We start from the raw sequence: 19580 nt of genomic DNA, 5'->3' as shown, positions 1-19580 counted from the left end.
CGGTCAGTCGGTCAGGTCCATTGTGGTGACCGATCCGGTGGGCGAGTGGCAGACGATCTCGCCGATCGGACGCAGGCGCTCGTCGGCGGCGTACCGGCGGGACAGCTCGCGCTCGGCGGCGGCGGCGTCGCCGTCGCCGTCGGCCGCGAGGAGTAGCGTGGCGATCTCGTCGACCAGCTCCACCTCGGCGTCGGGGTCCTGTGACATCGCGCCCCAGTTGTCCCACAGCAGCAGTTCGTCGCGCTGCCGGTGGGCCAACTCGTGCAGCACGTAGTTGCGGAGGAACCAGGGTCCTCGCAGTGGCAGGTGCGGGCTGACGCCGTACCGGTCGGGGTCGACCTCGCCGCGGCGGTAGGCGGTCCACACCTGCGCGGCGGTCGCGAACCCTGGCTCGCCCTCCCGCTCGCCCTCCGGTGTGGCGACGACCGGCCGGGGCAGGTCCGCCGGGTCGAAGGGCCAGCCTGCCGCCGGGTCGAGTTGCGCGTCGGTACGGATCCACCGGGCCCCGTTCCAGTGTTCGACGACGACGTGATCGACGTGGAAGTCCGGTAGGAAGTAGCCGGCGAAGCCGACCCGGCTGCGGGCCGGGACGCCGTGGTGGCGCAGCGCCGCGACCGTGGTGAGGGTGAAGTCGCGGCAGCAGCCGGCGACCCGGTCCGGCACCGGCCGGGGTCGCGCCAACGGCGCGTCGAAGCGGTCCTGGTCGACGGCGAGGCGTCGGGCGATCCACCGGAGGTCGATCTCGGCGAGCCGATCCGGGGCGAATCTCTCGCCGGATGCCACGTAGTGCACGACGAGGTTGCGGACGACCGTGGTCAGCTGCGGGATCGTGCTGGGCAGCGGATCGAGCAACGCCGCGTACGGCCCGGGATCGGACCACCGGGACTGCCGGCGGTATTCGTCCAGCGTGATCATCGCCAGCCTCCCGGGTGACGGCCGTCGTGCGCATCCTGCCCTTCGGCACGCTACCGGCTACCCGGTGCGTCGGCTGGTTGAGCGAGTGCTCAACCAGTGCTAGCCTGAATTCTGAGCGATCGCTCAAACGGGAGGTCGGGGTGATCTACGTCGAGACGCTGATCCGGGCACCGATCGACCGGGTGTGGCGGCACACCCGGGATCCGGACCGGCACAGCCGGTGGGATCTGCGGTTCACCCGCATCGACCCGTACGGGCCGGACGGCCGCTTCCGGTACGCCACCCGGCTGCTGCCCGGTCTGACGATCGTCGGTGTCGGCGAGACCGCCGGTGAGCGTCGCCGCCCCGACGGTTCTGCCACCTCCGTACTGCGTTTCGTCTGCGATCACCAGCTGTCGCTGATCCGGTCCGGCAGCGGCTTCTGGCGCTACCAGCCGACCCCCGACGGGGTGCGGTTCTGGACCGGCTACGACTATCTGCCCGGCTGGGGGCGGATCGGCCAGCTGGCCGACTGGTTCTTTCGTCCCGTCTTCGGCTGGGCCACCGCCTGGTCGTTCGACCGGCTCCGGCTGTGGCTGGAGCGCGGCGTACCACCGGAACGCAGCCGCGACCAGGCGATCGTCGAGGCGACCGTACGCCTGGTGGTCGCCGTCGCCGGGGTGACCACGGCGACAGCCGGCGGCCACCCGGCCGGGCTGCTGATCACGGCGATGATGCTGGTGGCGCCGCCGCTGCCCACCACTCCGGCCGCCCGCCGCTGCCGGCCACGTAGCTATCGGCGGAGAGGACTCCGATGACGTCGATCTTCCAGCAGGCGCTCGGCCGCGACTTCGATCGCCTGCACCCTCGGCTGCGGCAACGCTTCGGAATCAGCAGCGCACGGCGTACGGCCTGCGTCGGCACCGGTGTGATGGACCGGATCTGGCACGGGCCGGCGGTCACCGTGCCGTTGCTGCGGCTCGGCGCGACCCGCCACATCCTCTTTCCCGAGCAGGGCACCGACATCGCGTTCCGTATCGAGAACTACGCCTACCGGGACAGCTACGGACGGGAGACGGTGAGCTTCGTCCGTACCTTCGACGTGGCGGCCCACCGCCGTCGCCGATTCGACGCGACCATGGTCTACAGCCCGGCCAGCGGAGCCATCGTCGACTATCTCGGTACCCATCAGCACTACGCGGTGCTGCTGCACCTGACCGTCGACCGGCGTGGCGGACTGATCATCCGTACCGGCGAGCAGCGCTACGCCGGGCACCGCTTCCCGGTCGCCCTCTCCGGCCGCGCGCAGGTGCACGAGTGGTGGGACGACGCCGAGGACAGCTTCCGGATCGAGGTACGGGTCACCAACCGCTTCCTCGGCCCGGTCTTCGGCTATCGGGGCCGGTTCACGGCACAGTACGTGGACACGGGGACGGCCCCGGTACCCGCCGCCGTGCGGCCCCTGCGGGAGAATGCCCAGGTGTGATCCACCCGCCGTGCGGTGGGCGGCCACGGAAGCCATCGAAGCCACGGCAGCCCACGGAAGGCACTGATGAACACCGAGTCAGGCCCTGCCGGGGACCCGGACCCGGCTGGCGGGGCGTCCGCCCCGCCGGCCGGCGAACCCACCCCTGCGGTAGCTGGCCGGACCCACGTCGACCGCGCCACCACCAAGCAGCGGCTGATGGACGGCGCGGTGCTGGCGATCCGCCGGCACGGCATAGCCGGGGTGTCCGCCCGGACCGTCGCGGCCTGTGCCGGCGTCAACCAGGCGCTGGTGTTCTACCACTTCGGCACCCTCGACGACCTGCTCGCCGCCGCCTGCCACGCGGCGACCGCGCGGCGGGTGGCCGCCTACCACACCCGGTTCGCCGCTGTCGGTTCGCTGCGGGAGTTGCTGGACCTCGGCCGTGAACTGCACGAGCGGGAGCGTGCGGAGGGCAACCTCGGGGTGCTGGCCCAGCTGCTGGCCGGAGCGCAGTCCGACGACCGGCTCGCGCCGGCCACCGCCGCCGCGCTGCGCCTGTGGGTCGACGAGATCGAGCAGGTGCTGCGCCGGCTGCTCGCCGGTTCGCCGCTCGCCGAGTTGGCCGACCCGGTCGGTCTGGCCCGTACCGTGGCCGCCGGTTTCATCGGGCTCGAGCTGTACGACGGCGTCGACCCGTCCGGAGCGCAGGACGCGTTGGCCGCCTTGGACCAGTTGGCGGTGCTGGTCGACGTCGTCGACGACCTGGGACCGATCGCCCGGCGCGCGCTGCGGTCCCGACTCGGCCAGCGTCGCCGTACCGCCCCGATCGGCCTTGACCTGCCCCGATCGGCCCCGGATCCGTAATTGGTCGGGTGAGTCACAACGGGCCCAGTACGTCGTCCGGATCCGCGTCGAGCGACAAGGTCTCCAACACCGACAGCAACTGGCGTTCCTCGTACCGGAAGTGCGACTCCATGATCGCGGCCAGACCTTCGAGGTGTCGGTCGAGTTCCGCGGGCGAGGCGGACCTGGCCACGGCGGCCTTCAACCCGGACAGCAGGTGGGCGATCATCGAGTGGTCCTGCCGCAGGTAGTAGAGCGTCTCGTGGAGCTCGGGGTGCTGCTCGGCGATCGCCGCGAACAGGTCCCGGTCCTCACCGTCGTGGTGCGCGGTCAGGGCCGCGCAGAACCCGTGGCAGAACAACAGCAGATCCCTGGTCGCCGGTTCCGCCGGCTCGCCGGCGGCAACGGCCTGCCGGGTCACGCTCAGCGCTTCGCGCAACCGGTCATGAACCCTGCGCAGCTCTCGGTCCCAGGCCATGAGCCTGGACTTTTCGCCCTCATCCACAGGTGGAGGGCGAAGGGGCAACGGTCGTCAACGCTGCGTTCCCTTCGGTCCGGCGCCTCCATGCCTGACACGGTCTGCCACCGGCACGCGACGCTGCGGAGAGTTTACCGGAAGTGAAACGAGCATCGTCCCGCCCCCCAGCCGTCGACACTCGACTGTCGCCCGTGGTCAGGGCCTTGGTCGAGATGGCCGTGGGTGACCGGACCTCCGGCCCGTCATATTTACGATGGCGATCTCGACAGGCGGTGTTACCGTTGGCGTAGGCGACTCAACGGGGGATACAGACATGCTGAGCAATGAGACATGTATGCGCTTGGTGCGATGACCGGAGGAGCGATCCGACGCTGTTTCGACAGGTCACTCGCCGCTTGAAGCCGCTGGGCCGTGCCGTCAGAGTCGCGGCCCAGGTAACCATCTGACCATTGACGAAATCCGTCCGGCCGTCGGGCCGAGTGACGGACCATCGCGTACCTGGATGCCCAGGAGTTCCGTGTGTCCACCGGCCGGCGTGGCCGGCTTGCGGCACTCGACTCCTGGCGTCGTTCGCCTGCTCGCGCCGACCAGCGCGGGGTACTCGTCGTCCAGCCATTACGCCTATCCGAGCAATGTCGACCTCGGTGGCCAGGGATGCCATCCGCGCCACTGGATGCGCCTGTTGCTCGGTCGTGTCTGTCCATCTCAACGGAGGTGATGCGCGATGGAGACCGACTGACCCCAGCCGATGTCCCCGTGAACTCGCCTCACGGTTCCGGGACGGCCAGCCACTGTGCGCCATACGCGAGATACAGTTCTGGCTCGTCGAACTCCGTGTACACCTCTCCGACCGCGTCCGGTTGCAGCAGCTCGCTCACTGGTCGTGGCGTATCCAACAACCGAACAGGCTCCCCGGTCACTCGCCGTACCCATTTGGGCAATCGGTCCGGGTCGAATCTCACGCGCAGTTCGAAGCGTCGACAACGTCTGGTCGCCGTGAGGACGTAGTGCGGCGAAGCGACCTGGCTCGGCCCCAATCGGGTGACCACGCTGAAGTCGCACGATTCGCCTGCGGCGAGTGGCCGGGGCAGGCCGATCACCAGCTGAGACCGTTGCGGTAGCGGACGCTCGTGCCGGATCAACCGTCCGCCCCAGTGCACGCCGGCCTCGATGTCGAGACCGGTGCTGTCCGGTGGACAGGGCAGCGACATGCCGAGCGTGACCTCCCCGACGCCGTCCCGATCGGCGACGATCCGCCGTTCCTCGTACGCCTCCATCGTCGGGGTGTCCAGCCGGACCAGGACGCGCAGCGCGGCGACGTGCCAGCCGTCGCCTACCGGATGCGCGGTGCGACGTCCCAACTCGCGGCCGATCGCCTCGGCGAGCAGCACTTCCGCCTCGTTGATGCGCCGCAGCGCGGTCCGGTCCTCACGGCCCAGTCGCCGGGCCAACCAGGCGACCCGTCCTCGGAAGTGGGTGTCCTGGGCCGGTGCGTGCATGCCCAGCGCGACCCGCGCGGCGAGCGCCATGTCGTCGGGCAGGTGTCGGGTCTGCCCCTGGAGCTCGGCGATCACCCGTTCCCGTAGGTTGGCTGGCTCGTCGACGCGGCCGTTGCCGCCACCGCCGCCGCACAGGGCACGCAGATGGTCACCGAGGCGCGCGGACAGGTTGGGTGCCGCGACACCACGGCCGGCCCGCAACGAGCGGAGCTCAGACTTGATCTCCACTGCGGACACCGATGTCACCGTCCCTTCCGAGGAGAGTCATCTTTGTCCACTCTGTGACTGCGCCCCCTTATTCTGTCACTCGATGTGAGTTTTGCGGGCCTTCGCGTGTGGTCGAAACTGATCGCAGCGAGATCCGACGTGATCTGCTCCCGAGCCGGGGGCGCGAGTCCGTACCGCGCCTCCGTAGCCCGACCTGCGGGTGCCGGGGCCGGTTCACGGCGCCCAACGTGGACACGGGGACGGCCCGGGCACCTGCGGCGGTGCTCGACTCGTCCGTCTTTCCCGCATCGCGGCATCCGGTCAATCCGCCGCCCGGGTGGTGCCGGCGGGGTCGAAGAGTGGATCCGGCGGGCTGGCGGCGGTCATCGGTGCGGCGCGGTGCTCCGGCGCCGGAAGGTACCGTGCCGGCAGTCGCGAGTGCAGCCGTACGCCCGACCCGGCGGTGGCGCGGGTAGTGACCGACACGGTGACCATGAATACCGGATTCGGCGGCGGGACGAAGCCGCGGGTACCCCAACGGACCCAGATCGGCACCCGTCCGGCGGCCGCCTCGGCGAGCAGCTTCTCGACCGTACGGCGCCGGTCGGTGTGATCGACCTCGATCACCAGGGGCGGTGCGTCCGGCCGGGCGCAGGCGACGTCGACCACCGAGTGCTGCCGGGACAGCGGCGGCGGCAACGGCAGGACGCTGGCCGCCCGCCGGTACACCCGCCAGCCCTGCTCAGTACCCCAGGCGACGGCCGTGTCGATGAGCAACGCGGTCACCTGCTCGGTGGTCAGCTCGGAGAAGGTCAGCGCGGTGAGCCGCTCCGCCAGCGACGCACCGACCGCGCCACCGCGTCCGGCGTCGTCTCCTCGCACGTCGTCTCGTCCGGTGCCGGCATGCGGTCGGTGCGTTCGTTCACAGCGGCAGCCAGGCGATCACTTCGTGGATCTTGGCATCCCAGTAGGTCCACAGATGGTCGCCCGGGCCGAAGTCGACGGCCAGCGGAACGCCCCGGTCCGCGCAGCGGTCGCGGAACCGTACGTTGTCCGGATACAGCTCGTCGGACGTGCCGCAACACAGCCACAGCTTCGGTAGCGCGGCCGGGTCCGCCTTGTCGAGCAGCCAGAACAGGTCGTCGTCACTACCCGCGACGTCGTGATCGCCGAAGACCCGTCGCATCAACGGGTCGGTGGCCGACACCGACGGTCCGTACTGCCGGGCGGCCACGTCGAGTACGCCGGAGAGGCTGGCCGCCGCCGCGAACCGCTCGGGTTGGCGCAACGCCCAGCGCAACGCGCCGTACCCGCCCATGGACAGGCCGGCGACAAAGGTGTCGGCCCGCCGCCGCGAGACCCGGAAGAACGAGTCGACCACCGCCGGCAGCTCGGTGGAGAGAAACGTCCAGAACGGTGCCCCGTGCGCCTCGTCGGCGTATATGCTGCGGTGGACCTGCGGCATCACCACGGCGAGCCCGCGCTCCTCGGCGTACCGCTCGATCGAGCTGTACCGCAGCCAGGCGGTGGCGTCGTCGGTGAGCCCGTGCAACAGGTAGAGCACCGGCGGATCGGTGTCGCCGCCGCGCGCCGGGGCGCCGATCCGGGTCCGGGAACGCTGCGGCAGCAGGACGGTCATCGAGGTGCCCTGCTCCAACACGTCGGAGAAGAAGTCGACCCGCAGAAGTGCCATCCGACCAGTGTGCCGGGTCAGTCGGGATCGACGTCGGCCACCCTCGACGTCGTCGGCCACCCGGTCGCGACGCCGGCCCGACGGACCTGGCCCGGCGGTACGCCGTACTCCCGCTTGAACGCCCGGCAGAACGCCGCTTCCGACTGGTAGCCGAACCGGCGGGCCACCACCGGCAGTGGATCCCCTGAGCCGCGCAGATGATCGTGCGCCAGCTGCAGCCGCCAGGCGGCCAGATAGCGGATCACCGGCTCGCCGACCAGCCCGGTGAACCGGGCGGCGAACGCCGACCGGGACATGCCCGCCTCCCGTGCCAGGGTGGCCACCGTCCAGTCCCGCTCGGGTGCCCGGTGCACCGCTGTCAACGCCCGCCCGAGCTGCTCGTCGCGCAGCGCCGCCAACCAACCCTGGCGGGCTTCCGGCGCGGCGTCCAGCCACATCCGGATCACCTGGATCACCAGCACGTCGGCCAGCCGGGTCAACATCGTCTCGCCACCCGGCCGCAGCGCCTGCGACTCGCGGGCGATCAACCGCAGCGTGCTGTGCAGCCAACCGGACTCGTCGTCGTCGAACCGGTCGAGCTGCAGGACGGCAGGCAACTGCGCCGCCAGCCGTCGGGCCGCCACATGGTCCACCCGCAGCACCGCGTACGCGACCTGGGTCAGCTCGCCACCGCCGCCGTGGCGCATGATCTCGTAGCGCTCGCTGAGCTGCCGCACCGGGATGTCGGCCAACGGCCTGGTCGACGCCGACGGGTCGCTGCGGAACCGGTGCGCGACCCCGTGCGGGATCAACGTCAGGCTGCCCGCGCCGACCAGGCGGGGCTGCTCGCCGGCCACCTCCAGCCAGCACTGTCCGGCGGTGACCACCTGCAGCGCCATGCAGCCCGGCATCGCCGGCACGTCGACCCCCCACGGTGCGGTCAACTCGGCCCGGCAGTAGAGCGTGCCGGTCAACCGGAACAGGTGCAGGGTCTCGCCGAGTGGATCGGTGCGGACCGGGCCGGTGCCGGTGTGGGGGAAGGTGAAGTGCACCCCACCAGAATCGCGCAGGATTTGCCGATCGTCCAGCACGTTGGACGTACGGCAAACGATCCCGGTCTCCCAGTCATTGATCGACCAGAGACGGCCCGCCAAACTGGAACGGCATCACCACAGCGGAACGACCGGCGACCCGCCCGGGAACGCCGTACCTCGAATGGGAGTCACCACATGTCTCGACCTTCAGTGCTCGTCACCGGAGCGACCGGTAAGACCGGCCGGCGTGTCGCCGACCGGCTGACCGCGCTCGGCCACCCGGTGGTGCGCGCCAGCCGTACCAGCGACCAACCGCTGCGCTGGGAAGACCCGGCCACCTGGTCGGCGGCGCTGCGGGGCGTCGACGCCGCCTACCTGTCCTACTACCCGGACCTGGCCGCACCCGAGGCCCCGGCCGTCGTCGAGAAGTTCACCGCCGCCGCCCGCGACGCCGGACTTCGCAAGCTGGTGCTGCTCTCCGGCCGGGGTGAGGCCAACGCGCGGCGCTGCGAGGAGATCGTCGCCGCCGGCGGCTTGGCGTACGGCATCGTCCGGGCCAGCTGGTTCGCCCAGAACTTCACCGAAGGGCAGCTGCTGGACGCGGTCCGCGCCGGGATGGTCGCGTTGCCGGCCGGGACGACGCCGGAACCGTTCGTCGACGTGGACGACATCGCCGACGTCGCGGTCGCCGTTCTCACCGACGACCGGCACATCGGCGGGGTGTACGAGGTGACCGGCCCTCGGCTGTTGACCTTCGCGCAGGCGGCGGCCGAGATATCCGTCGCCAGCGGACTCGACGTCGGCTATCTGCCGGTCTCCGCCGAACAGTTCCACCTCCGGCTGGTCGCCGAGGTCGGCCCGGACCACGCCCGCCTGCTGACCGACCTGTGCGTGGAGGTCTTCGACGGTCGGAACGCTTCGCTCGGCGACGGCGTCCGTCGGGCGCTCGGCCGCGAGCCGCGCGACTTCGCCGAGGTCTGCCGGCAGGCCGCCGCGTCCGGAGTGTGGCGGCGGTGACGGCGACCGTGCCGGAGCCGACCGTGCCGGAGGCGAGTATGCGGGAGCCGACCATGCCGGGGCCGACCGTGCCGGAGGCGAGTATGCGGGAGCTGATCGTGCTCAAGGTCATCTTGGTCGCCGCCGGCCTGGTCGTGGTCGGCGTCGGCGGAGCGATCCTGACGGTGCCGGACGCGTTTCACGCCGGCAACGGCATCGTGTACGCCGGCAACAGCAGCCTGTTGAGCGAGACCCGTGCCGCCGGTGGTGCCCTGCTGGCCATCGGCCTCCTGATCGCGCTCGGGGCGTTCGTCCGCCGACTGGCCTTCACCGCCACGGTGGTCGGTACGGTCCTCTACCTGGCGTACGGGTTCGCCCGGCTGGTCAGTCTGGCCGTGGACGGACCGCCGGCGAGTGCCCTGGTCGCCGCGACCGCCGTCGAGTTGGTTCTCGGCGTGGCCTGCGGGTACGCCCTGGTCCGCTACCGGCGGCGGGCATGACGACTGGTCGCCTACCCGGGGCGTTGGACGGCCCTGCCGCACAGTGTGGTCCACGCCGGATCGACCCGGACGTAGTCCACCGTGTTGGCGAGGTACCGGGCCGGCGCCGCGTCGTCGGGCGGAAGGAGGGCCTCGAGGACGTCCGAGGCCAGCGGCCCGCACATGATCTCCGCGAGATAGTCGGGCAACTCGGCGGGGAGCCGGGCCAGCGGGGGACACTCGGCGTCGATCACCGCCACCAGCTCCGGCCAGTCGTGGGGGAAATGCTGGGCGTCGATCAGCGCGTCGCGGAGGAACCGCTCGTACACCGGCTCGATCAGGTCGCACAGCCGCTCGGTCCCGATCTGCAGCGCGTACGGCACGATCGGCCATCCGGGTGCCTCCCGGCCGAAGCTGGCCGAGCCCCGACGAGCCAGGCAGGCGGGTGACGCCACCATCCCCGCCACCAGAACACCGACTCCGGACAGCGCGGTATCGGGGACCATCACTTCAAGTTACGCTATCGATGCTTCTCGTTGGCTATGCCAAGGACGCCGGTGCGGAGGACGCCAACTGTCACGACGCCAACTGTCACGACGCCACCGCGAGACCGCACGGAGGAAGGCGACCGAGACTGACGGAACTGCGACCATCTGACAGGGAACGGGTTTCGTCACGACCACCGGCAGGAGCGCCATGGCTCACATCGAACTCGGTGTCGACGAGCAGGAATTCCCCGGGATCATCGGGCCGATGAGGTTCCGACCCGAGACCGCGAGGCCGCTCAACGAACTGGCGGAGGTCCTGCTTCGGAGGACTCCCCACCCACTCACTCCTGGCGAACGGGAACTGATCGCCGCCTACGTCTCGCGGCTCAACCAGTGCACCTTCTGCTGCTCGTCACACTCGGCGTTCGCCGCCGTGCAGCTCGACGAGGGAGCGGCGCTGGTCGACCAGGTTCTCGCGGATCCCGACACCGCGTCCGTGTCGAACAAGCTGCGAGCGTTGCTGCGAATCGCCGCTGCGGTGCAGCAGGACGGCCGCAGCGTGACCAGCGGGCTGGTCGCGGCGGCCCGCGCCGCTGGCGCGACCGACCTCGAGGTCCACGACACGGTTCTGATCGCCGCCGCGTTCTGCATGTTCAACCGGTACGTCGATGGGCTGGACACGTACGCGCCGGACAGCCCGGACAGCTATCTCGCCCAGGCCCATCAGATCGTCCACGAGGGATACGGCACGGCTGCCGGAACTCCCGTCGGTGGCCCGAGCGCCGGTGCCGGTTCGGTGAGTGGACCGGTCAGCGCACAGCAGTGATCCACCCGGCGAAATCGGCGGCGAGCTCGTCGTCACCGGTCGCCCGGGTGGCTTCGGCGGCGACGGTCAGCAGCCGGAGCCAGGGCTGGCCGTACTCGTGACGATCGGGTGTCGGCAGGTGGGCCCGTCGACGGTGCGCGGTGGCGAACAGCAGGTGGGCGTCCAGCGCCAGTCGCAGCCCGTCGGCGTACGAGCGGGGCAGCACCTCGACGGCGAGCTCGGCCAGCCGCAGCACGGTCGCCAGCGGCAGGGCCGGAAGCCACCGCATCGATCCGGTCCAGAGCAACTCCAGGCTGTCCTGATAGGACAACTGTACGTCGAGCTCGGAGCCATCGGCCGCGTGTCGCCGCAACACCGCCGCCAAGGTGGGCCGCGCCCCCCGCTCCACCCATTCGTCGGGTGGCACCCACAGCAGGCCGCGACCCCGGACGACGGGCAGTAGTTTCCGGGCCAGTTCGCGGCCGTAGTCGAGCGGATACGGCACCGACCGGCCGGCGACCAGCAGTTCGTCCACCAGCCGTAGATCCGTTTCGAGCGCGCGCGCCCGCGGTAGGTCGTCGGCCCGTAGGTTGCTGAAGACCACCACGGCCGGCAGGAATCCTTCGGCGACCCGGCCGTCAGTGAAGTTCAGCAGCGCCGACACGGTGGCCGCGCTGTGCACGTACCCACTGTCCTGGGCGTCGACGTAGCCGTCGGAGTCCGCGCCGTTCTCGGCGTCCGTGTCGTCCGTGTCGTTCTCCTGGTCCGCGCCGTCCGAGCCCGGGTAGCCGAAGTAGCCGAGCGCCGCGTTGGCCGAGGAGATCGCCAGGTCGGGATCGCCATGCCGGGCCAGGATCGCCGCGTTCATGGCCAGGACGCGAGCCAGGTCGTGGCGTTTCGGGTGGCGCGGGTCGCCACCGGTCACCGACAGGTAGGTGATCACCGCCTCGTCGGCGTCGACCGCCGCCGAGACGGCCCGACCAGCCACCGACCGGGCCAGGCCCCGGCGCGCCAGCACGTCGGCCCGGAAGAATTCCATCTCCGGTACGGTGCCGACCAGATCGGCGTAGACCCGCTCGGCTTCGTCCAGCGTGGACACGGCCGCCGCTGGTTCACCGACCGCCAACAGCAGCGCACCGTGCCGATAGAGGAGACTTCCCAGCCCCTGCCGCCACCGGGCGTCCTGCGGCGACCGGGAGACCAGATCGCGGGCCAGGTCGGCGGCGTGGCGCTGAGCGCCCAGCGCCGCGTCGAAGTCCCGGCGCGCACTGTGCTGTTCGGATTCGGCGATTAGCGCGTTGATCCGTAGTTCCGTCTCCCACGCCCGGTCCGCCACCGCACCATCATCGCGTACGAGCGTCATCGGCCGCGATGCCCTGATGCCTTGGTGATGTCAACTCCCGTCGCGGAGATCGGCCGGCACGGTGTCCACCAGCTGGATCCGTTCGAAGACGCTGGTACATCCGGTGAGGAAGGCCGGGGATCGTCGGCGGTGGCGTCACGGCGGTGGAACCTCCTGGTCGGGGCGCCAGGCGTACGGCTGGGTGATGGGAATCCGTCGGTGCCCGCCGGCTGCTGGACACCCATCTACGCCGGTTGGAGGACGGCCTGTCCGATGCCCGCCGTGAGCTCGCCCGCGTTGATGCCCTACTCGACACCGAGGAGAACCAGATCACTATGACGACCACCCGGGTCACCGTCGCCGCCGCCGACCTGGCGGGCGCGTTGGACGCCGTACGCTTCGCGGTCGGCGACAACCCCGACATCCCGGCCTTGAGCGGGGTGCAGTTCGAGGTCGACGCCAGCGCCGTGCGGTTCGCCGCTACCGATCGATACCGGTTGGCCTTCGCTGAACTGGCGCCCTCAGCCATCGACGGTCCGGCCGTGTCGGTGCTCGTACCGACGTCGTTCGTCGACGGCGTACGCAGCCAGCTGGACCGCGACCCCCGGATCGATCTGGTCCTGGGCCCCGACGGCGTCGAAGCCTTCGCGCCGGGTTGGCGGATCACCGCCGAGCCGATCGACCACGACTTCCCCAACTACCGGTCGCTGGTGCCGGTGGCGACCGGTCCGGGCGGGCAGCGGGTCACCGTCGACGCGGCGGCGTTGCGGCAGGCGTTGGCGCCGGGTTCCGCACCGACGGTGGTACGTGAGCACGAGGGTGCGGTGCATCCGGTCGCCGTACTGGCGGTCTCGGGTTCCGGGACGGTGCGGATCTCCGATGAGGCCGACTGGCGGTCGGCCCCGGACCGGCACGTCGCGGTCAACCGGGAGTTTCTGCTGCAGGCGCTCGACGCGGCCGGCGGTGGTCAGTTGGTCCTCGACCTTGACGGTCCGATCAGGCCGCTGGTGGTCCGGGCTCCGGCCGACGATCGGTTCTTCTCGCTGCTGATGCCGATCCGGTACTGACTCGGGCAGACCGGGCAGACCGGGCAGACCGGGGTGGCCGGGGTGGCCGGGGCGGTCGTCGTCCGGCCCGGCCGCCCGTAGAGTCGTGCGGGTGAGTGGCGAACTCGTCCCGCAGCGGCGGGATCTGCGGATGTCCGACGCCGACCGGGAAGCCGTCGTCGCCCGGTTGAACTCCGCCGTCGCCGAGGGCCGGCTGACCCTGTCCGAGTTTGAGCAGCGCGTCGACGGGGTGCTGCGGTCGGTCACGTTCGGCGAGGTGGAGCCGTACGTCGCCGACCTGCCGGCGGTCGAGCCTGCCGTCGCCGAGGTCGCCGACGTGGTCGAGCTCCACAGCGAGGCGGGCGAGTTGCGGCGTAAGGGCCGCTGGAGCGTGCCGCGCCGGCTGCGGGTACGGGGCCGAGCGGGATCGGTCCATCTCGATCTTCGGGAGGCGGTGATCAGCCACCGGGTGGTGGAGATCGAGTTGGCGACGCAGGCCGGCTCGACGACCATCGTGCTGCCGGCGGGGGCGACCGCGAACGTCGACGGCGTGCGCACCACGGCCGGTTCGGCCAGGGTCAAGGTGCCGGCGGTTCCGGAGCCGGGCTCGACCGCGCCGCATGTCGTGATCACCGGCAGTGTCGCGGCCGGCACGCTGCTCGTCCGGTACGAATATCGTTTCTGGCGCTGGCGTTTTTAAGTACCTCGCCCGATCCGGCCCGCTGATCCTTCGGCCTGGTGGTTTCGGGATCGGCGGCGGCCGGGTTCGTCTGGTGAGCGTCGACCTCACCGGTCGACGACGTCGGCGGCGGCCATCACCCGTAGCGCGTTGGGATCGACCGACAGCCGGATCGGCGTCTCCCCGCTGGGCTCGCCGTCGATCTCGACGGCGGCCGGCCGGTCCGCCTCCACCAGCAGCTCGCCGACGGCGAGGAACGGATCGTGCCGCAAGGTCCGGCGATGGCCGGTCGCGGCGTTGCGCACCGTCGCGCCCAACAGGCCGCGGCGGCTCGGCCCACCGACCGGGTACGCCACCAGCAGCCGGTCGTCGGCGTTGGCGTCGGCGGTGATCGGCCGCCCCGCCTGATGACCGCCGTTGGCGACGTACAGCTGATGGGTGGTGAACTCCCGGATCCGGCCCTCGGCCCGGACGGTGACCCGCAGCGGGCGGTGCCGGGCCATCAACGCCGCCGCCGTCGCCGGATAGGCCAGCTTGCCGACCGCCCGCTTGAGCCGGGGCGGGGTACGGAGCATCACCTCGGCCGACAGCCCGATGCCGACGTGGTTGGCGAACGGCAGGTCACCGGCCAGACCCAGGTCAACGTCGATCACCTTGCCGGTGGTGATGACCGCGACGGCGGCGTCCAGGTCGATCGGGATGCCCAAGGTCCGGGCGAAGTTGTTGGTGGTGCCCAGCGGCAGCAGGCCGAGCGCGATGTCGCGGTGGGCCAGCAACCGGGCGGCGGCCCCGATCGTGCCGTCCCCGCCGCCGGCCACCAGCAGGTCCGGGGCGAGTCGGACCGCCTCGTCGAGGCTGCGTTCCAGCTCACCCGGCTCGTCGACGGGATACGAACCGACCAGCGTGAAGCCGGCCGAGGTGAGCCGCTGCCTGGCGTCGCTGTAGAGCTGACGCCCCCGCCGCGACTTGGCGTTGACGATCAGCGCCGCTCGGCGCTGTCGCCGAATGGCCTCGGTCAACTCCTGCTTGGTTCGCACGGGCAGACCCTAACCCGGCGGCCACCGGTACCGGTGGCCGCCGGGTCAGGCTGCGATGACGTCGAAACGCGGGAACGTCAGACCGGCAACGCTCCGTAACCGGCCGTCGCCGGGACGACGGACACCACGCTGCTGGCGGTCACCGACACCCCGTCGCCGGACAGCTCGTGGGTGAACGTGAACTCGCCGGCCCGGCGGGCCCGGGTATGCAGCAACCAGGTGTGGTCGGCCCCGGCCGGCAGCGCCACCTCCGGTGCCAGCGTCGCGGTCAACGCGCCGTCCCGTACGGTCAGCGGCACCCGGACCCAGGCGTCGTCGACCCGTACCTGCACGGCGAGGTCCCGGGCCAGCAGGTCACCGTCGGGGTGGGTCACCGTCAGGGTCAGGGCGGCGGTGCCCTGGTCCACCCCGCTTGAGTTGACCGCCCGGACTGTCGGGTGCACCCAGCCGTCGACCTCGGCCGCCGCCGGATAGTCGGCGGTCAGCGTCGCCGCCGGAGCCAGCACCACCGACGTCTCGGCGTCGACGCTCCCGCCGTACCAGCCGGTGTCCAGTTCGAGTTCGAGCTGGTAGCGGCCCGGTTGCGGATCGTCGACCTCGAACGTGTACGGCCGGTCGGCCCAGTTCACATAGCCGCCCCGCACCGGGGTGCCGTCCGGAGCGGACAACCGCAGCACCGGGCGGGCCTCGACGGGCGCCAACGTCCGGACCGCCGCCGCGACATCCTCCAGCCGGGTCACCGCCGGCAGATCCGCGAACGGGCGAACCTCGGTCGCGCGTACGGTCGCGAACGGATGCCCGTACGCGTCGGTCACCGACCAGTCCACCTCGGCCGTCGCCGGCGCCGGTACGCTCGCCGCCACCTCCACCTTCGGTGCCCCACCGAACGGCAGCGTGCCGTCGAACGGCTCGGTCCAGTCCAGATCGGACAGGATCTCGCTGACCAGCCACCAGTCCTGCTCCAGCCGGGGCACCTGGTGCACGGCGACCGCCTGGTAGGTGTCCAGGGACGCGACCAGCGGCCCCGGTCCGAACGGGTACGCCCACGGCGCGGTCCCGGTCGACCGCAGATACACCAGCGCCTCATGCGCGTCATCGACCTGCTCGGCGGCCAACTCCATCCGGGTGGACAGGTTCTCCGCCGCCGTCGACCCCTCGGTCATGCCGCCGGCCAACACCCGGGGGGCGAACACCACCTCGTCGTCGTCGATCACGGTGATCACCCGGTGCAGCAGGTACGCCGTACCGTCGGCCTCGGTCGCGGCCCGACGCACGACGAGGGTGTAGCGGTCGACGGCCGCCGGGGTCTCGAAGGTGAGGGTGCCGTCGTCGCCGGTCGCGCCGACCGGGACCACCGCGCCGTCGTGGATCAGCTCGACGGTCGCGCCGGCCAGCGGGCCGGGCGCGGCGTCCGGGGCGTCGACGGTACGGGCGGTCAAACTCACCCGGGGCGGCCGAACCCGGAACGAGTCGGTCAGGTACTCGACCGACACGGCGTAGTCGCCGATCTCCCGCTCGCTGATCGTCCAGGTGAGACTCCGGTTGGCACCGGAGTCCAGGGTGACCGTGGTGGTCGCCGCCGGCTCGCCGTCGACCCGCAGCACCGCCTGGTACGGCCCGGCCGACGCGCCGACGTTCTTGACCTGCACGGTCACCGTCACCGGCTCGTCGCTCTTGACCTCGTCGGGGCCGACCGTCAACCCGTGCACGGCGAAGTACGGTTGCCCGTCCTCGGCCGGCCGGGCCGCCCAGTCGACGGCGTTCAGGAACACCTCGGTCGCCTCGGGGCTCCAGTCGACCGGACCCCGGGTGACCGACACGCCGTGCGTGGAGAGCAACACGTGCCGGTTGGTGGGCCGCTGGTCGACGCCGATGCCGCCACCGTAGATGCCGGTGGCGTCGCTGCGGCCGAGGTCGGCCAGGGTCTGCCGGCCCTCGCCGGAGTAGTCGCCGAACCAGGCGATCCACTTCGCCTGGGTGCTGGTGTCCAGCGGGATCCGGTCGCCGACGGCGTACCCGTCGAGGATCGGGTGGGTTGCGGTCACCTCGTAGAACGATTCGGCGACCCCGGTCCCGCCAGTGTTGGAACCGGTCGACACGGGCTGCCCGGTGTGCCGGGACAGCTGCCGGATGCCGTTGCCGGTGCTGTACGCGTGGTCGGTGAAGATCACGCCGGTGCCGGCGGCGTCGGTGGCGTCCAGGAACGCCTGGAACGTCGCCTCGTTGTAGTTGCTGCTCACGCCGTAGCCGAGCACCACGAGCGAGTGTTCGGCGGCGTCGGCCAGCTCACTCCAGTCGTAGATCACCGTCTCGATGCCGCGCGGCGTGAAAATTTCCTCGGCGTACGACTCGGCGTAGCTGCCGACCAGGGCGACTGTCTGCGGCGGCGGGCGCAGCGTGAAGTCGGTCGTGACGGTGCCGCCGTCCGGCACGGTCACCTCGACCGGCGGGGAGGCGGCGAACCGGGGATGGTCGGCGGCGACCCGGTAGTCGCCGGCCGGCAGTTCGATGCGGTACGCGCCGTCGGCTCCGGTGACCACCGTACGGTCCACCGGGGCGCCGTCGGCGGTGACCGTGATCGTCACCCCGGGCACGCCGTGGCCGCTCTCCTCGAACGTCGCGGCACCGGTGATCACCCCGATCGGCAGCGGTTCGAGGGCGAGGTCGACCGTTGTGAACGACTCCTCGACCACGACGGCGGAGGCGCTGGTGGTCTCGTGGCCGAACGCGGACGCGGTCAGCGTGTAGTCGCCCGGCGGCAGGCGCAGGGTGAAGGCGCCGTCGTCGCCGGTGCGGACCGAGGCTCCGCCGGGCGTGACGGTGACGACGGCGTCGGCGATCGGGGCACTGGTGCCGGCGGTGGTCACCGCACCGGTGACGCCGCTGTCGAGCGCCACCTGGCTGGCGGCGGCGTACGCGTCGATCCGGCCGTGGCCGTAGCGGGTGTCGGGGGCCACGTCGGCGTACCGGTCGTCCCAGAACGCCGTGTCGATCAGGGCGGTACGGGTCGCGTCGACGCTGAGCTCCGGCGCGCCCTGCAGCAGCAGCGCGGCGACGGCGCTGGTGTGCGGGGTGGCCATCGAGGTGCCGCTGGCGTAGCGGTAGCTGCCGTCGGGGCTGGCCGACCAGACCTCGTCGCCGGGGGCGGACAGGTCCGGGGTGACCCAGCTGTCCGGCCAGTCGGCGGGCGGGCTGGCCCAGCTCGACTTGTTGACCACGTTGCCGCAGGAGAAGTCGGCGACGTTGTCGTCGATGTCGGTGGCGCCGACGCCGACCGCTTCGTAGACGTTGCCCGGGCTGGACGAGCCGACGCCGCAGCTGCCGAAGATGTCCTCGTTGCCGATGGCGAACGACGGGAACGCGCCGGCGGCGACGATCGCCCGCGTCGGGGCGATCATCTCGGCCGAGTAGCTCGCCGCGCCGAGCGACATGCTGACCACGTCGGCGGGCCGGCCGGCCGGGTTGCCGGCCGCGTCGGTGGGCGCGATCGCCCACTGCATGCCGGCGGCGACCTGGGTGAACGAGCCGGAGCCGCCGGGGATGACCAGGCCGTGGGCCATCTCGGCACCGGGGGCGCCGCCGATGATCACGCCGGACGCCGCGCCGCCGTGGATCGTGCCGGAGACGTGGGTGCCGTGGGTGGACGAGTCCCGCGGCTGGGACGAGACGAGGCCGCCGCTGGAGCTGAACTCCATCCAGCCGCCCGGGTAGGTCGGGTCGGTCGGGTCGTCGGTGGCCATCTTGCCGACCAGGTCGGGGTGGTTGATCGCGACCCCGGTGTCCAGGGTGACCACCCGTACGCCGGTGCCGTCGAGGCCCAGTTCGGTCCAGACCTTTTCGGCGCCGATACGGTCGAGGCCCCAGGTGATCCGGCCGTCGATGATCGCCGCGGCGGGGTCGGCGGTCGCGGTCATCTCGGTGTCCGGCAGGCTCAGGGTGAAGTTGGGCAACACCCGCTGTACGCCGGGCAGGGCGGCCAGCGCCGCCAGCCGGGACGCGTCGGCGGTGAACTCGACGAGCAGCATGTTGGTGATCCAGAACCGGTTGACCACCCGTACGTCACCGGCGGTCTCGGCCCGTTCCTCGAGCGCCGTCTCGACCTCGTCCTGGACTTCCTGGGCGTGGGTGCGCAGCTGGTCGACGGCGGTGTCCGGGTTCGTCGGGTACCGCTGCGGGTTGGGCAGCATCAGCAGCGCCTGGATCCGTTCACCGGTCGACTCGGCGACGGTCGTCCGCAGCTCGGCGGCGATCGTCGCCGTCGCGGTCTTCGGTGCGGCTCCCGGTGCGGCGTCGTCGCCGACGGGTGTCGCGGCGGCCGGCGCGGCGAGCAGCCCGCCGGCCAGGACGGCGCTGGCGGCGGCCGCCAGCAGGCGACGGAATCTGGTCCATGGTGGTGGAGGCGTACGCTTGCGTCCTGACATCGATCGTCTCCTGGATCGCGGGGCCGGGATCAGTCCGAACTCATCGAAGCTCGTGGAACGCTGTCGGCGACCATCGTGATGTTGATGACTTCCTGCCGTCAACCCTTCACATTGCGATACAGGGGATCTTCGGTGTCGATCGGCGGATCTTCGGTGTCGATCGGCAGGCCGGGGTCGGCACCGGTACGGGTG

The 19580-nt window shown here is 71.3% G+C and carries 18 protein-coding genes; 8 read left to right on the top strand and 10 right to left on the bottom strand.

All coding sequences use genetic code 11. The annotated features are described in order from the left end of the window. Window positions 1-3 precede the first annotated feature (3 nt). Window positions 4-915 carry a transglutaminase-like domain-containing protein gene (locus tag O7632_RS28210; protein WP_278118695.1) on the bottom strand — a complete coding sequence of 304 codons (912 nt, stop codon included), beginning with the start codon at window positions 913-915 and terminating at the stop codon, window positions 4-6. Window positions 916-1055: 140 nt separating this feature from the next. On the opposite strand from O7632_RS28210, the gene O7632_RS28205 reads away from it, so the two are divergent. From O7632_RS28205 to O7632_RS28195, 3 genes are all read left to right on the top strand, one after another. After that, complete coding sequence (locus tag O7632_RS28205) at window positions 1056-1712, top strand: SRPBCC family protein (protein ID WP_278118693.1); 657 nt, start codon at window positions 1056-1058, stop codon at window positions 1710-1712. Then, window positions 1709-2380: a DUF4166 domain-containing protein gene (locus tag O7632_RS28200; RefSeq protein ID WP_278118692.1), complete on the top strand. Its 672-nt coding sequence runs from the start codon at window positions 1709-1711 to the stop codon at window positions 2378-2380. Before O7632_RS28205 ends, O7632_RS28200 begins: the two co-directional genes overlap by 4 nt. A gap of 198 nt (window positions 2381-2578) precedes the next feature. Continuing rightward, a complete protein-coding gene (locus tag O7632_RS28195) occupies window positions 2579-3226 on the top strand; it encodes a TetR/AcrR family transcriptional regulator (protein WP_278120457.1) in 648 nt (215 codons plus the stop codon). A 13-nt stretch (window positions 3227-3239) separates the two neighbouring features. Here O7632_RS28195 and O7632_RS28190 read toward each other — a convergent pair whose 3' ends face one another. The 5 genes from O7632_RS28190 to O7632_RS28170 all read right to left on the bottom strand — a co-directional run bounded on the left by O7632_RS28190 (window position 3240) and on the right by O7632_RS28170 (window position 8113). Continuing rightward, entirely contained in the window at window positions 3240-3683 is a 444-nt protein-coding gene (locus tag O7632_RS28190; RefSeq protein WP_278118691.1) for a hemerythrin domain-containing protein, read from the bottom strand. Between the two features lie 767 nt (window positions 3684-4450). Beyond that, window positions 4451-5419 (bottom strand): hypothetical protein, encoded by a 969-nt coding sequence (locus tag O7632_RS28185; RefSeq protein WP_278118690.1) that lies wholly within the window; start codon window positions 5417-5419, stop codon window positions 4451-4453. A gap of 291 nt (window positions 5420-5710) precedes the next feature. After that, window positions 5711-6271: a hypothetical protein gene (locus O7632_RS28180; protein WP_278118689.1), complete on the bottom strand. Its 561-nt coding sequence runs from the start codon at window positions 6269-6271 to the stop codon at window positions 5711-5713. A gap of 40 nt (window positions 6272-6311) precedes the next feature. Continuing rightward, window positions 6312-7082 carry an alpha/beta hydrolase family protein gene (locus O7632_RS28175; protein ID WP_278118687.1) on the bottom strand — a complete coding sequence of 257 codons (771 nt, stop codon included), beginning with the start codon at window positions 7080-7082 and terminating at the stop codon, window positions 6312-6314. 17 nt (window positions 7083-7099) lie between these two features. After that, window positions 7100-8113, bottom strand: a complete 1014-nt coding sequence (locus O7632_RS28170) for an AraC family transcriptional regulator (RefSeq protein ID WP_278118685.1) — start codon at window positions 8111-8113, stop codon at window positions 7100-7102. A gap of 177 nt (window positions 8114-8290) precedes the next feature. Between O7632_RS28170 and O7632_RS28165 the strand changes: the two genes are divergently transcribed. Together O7632_RS28165 and O7632_RS28160 are read left to right on the top strand one after the other, a co-directional pair. Next, on the top strand, window positions 8291-9112 hold the full coding sequence (locus O7632_RS28165) for an NAD(P)H-binding protein (RefSeq protein WP_278118683.1): 822 nt from the start codon (window positions 8291-8293) through the stop codon (window positions 9110-9112). Continuing rightward, entirely contained in the window at window positions 9109-9591 is a 483-nt protein-coding gene (locus O7632_RS28160) for a DUF4345 family protein (protein WP_278118681.1), read from the top strand. Before O7632_RS28165 ends, O7632_RS28160 begins: the two co-directional genes overlap by 4 nt. Before the next feature lie 11 nt (window positions 9592-9602). On the opposite strand, the gene O7632_RS28155 is transcribed toward O7632_RS28160, so the two are convergent. Next, a complete protein-coding gene (locus O7632_RS28155; RefSeq protein WP_278118680.1) occupies window positions 9603-10076 on the bottom strand; it encodes a hypothetical protein in 474 nt (157 codons plus the stop codon). Between the two features lie 190 nt (window positions 10077-10266). On the opposite strand from O7632_RS28155, the gene O7632_RS28150 reads away from it, so the two are divergent. Beyond that, window positions 10267-10884, top strand: coding sequence for a peroxidase-related enzyme (locus O7632_RS28150; protein ID WP_278118678.1), 618 nt, complete (start codon window positions 10267-10269; stop codon window positions 10882-10884). Here the strand turns inward: O7632_RS28150 and O7632_RS28145 are convergent. Then, window positions 10868-12199: a hypothetical protein gene (locus O7632_RS28145; protein ID WP_278118676.1), complete on the bottom strand. Its 1332-nt coding sequence runs from the start codon at window positions 12197-12199 to the stop codon at window positions 10868-10870. The two genes, O7632_RS28150 and O7632_RS28145, sit on opposite strands and share 17 nt — an antisense overlap. A gap of 260 nt (window positions 12200-12459) precedes the next feature. Here O7632_RS28145 and O7632_RS28140 point away from each other — a divergent pair, with 260 nt between their 5' ends. Together O7632_RS28140 and O7632_RS28135 are read left to right on the top strand one after the other, a co-directional pair. Beyond that, entirely contained in the window at window positions 12460-13272 is an 813-nt protein-coding gene (locus O7632_RS28140; RefSeq protein WP_278118674.1) for a DNA polymerase III subunit beta, read from the top strand. A gap of 91 nt (window positions 13273-13363) precedes the next feature. Then, window positions 13364-13951, top strand: coding sequence for a DUF1707 domain-containing protein (locus O7632_RS28135; protein WP_278118671.1), 588 nt, complete (start codon window positions 13364-13366; stop codon window positions 13949-13951). A gap of 86 nt (window positions 13952-14037) precedes the next feature. On the opposite strand, the gene O7632_RS28130 is transcribed toward O7632_RS28135, so the two are convergent. Both O7632_RS28130 and O7632_RS28125 read right to left on the bottom strand, forming a co-directional pair. Next, entirely contained in the window at window positions 14038-14967 is a 930-nt protein-coding gene (locus tag O7632_RS28130; RefSeq protein WP_278118670.1) for a YegS/Rv2252/BmrU family lipid kinase, read from the bottom strand. Window positions 14968-15044: 77 nt separating this feature from the next. Further along, a complete protein-coding gene (locus O7632_RS28125) occupies window positions 15045-19388 on the bottom strand; it encodes a S8 family serine peptidase (protein WP_278118668.1) in 4344 nt (1447 codons plus the stop codon). Window positions 19389-19580: the final 192 nt, after the last annotated feature.

The organism is Solwaraspora sp. WMMD406, from assembly GCF_029626025.1.
GTDB lineage: Bacteria > Actinomycetota > Actinomycetes > Mycobacteriales > Micromonosporaceae > Micromonospora_E.
The sequence above is the reverse complement of the archived record's forward strand: the minus strand, read 5'-3'. Positions and strand labels throughout refer to the sequence as shown.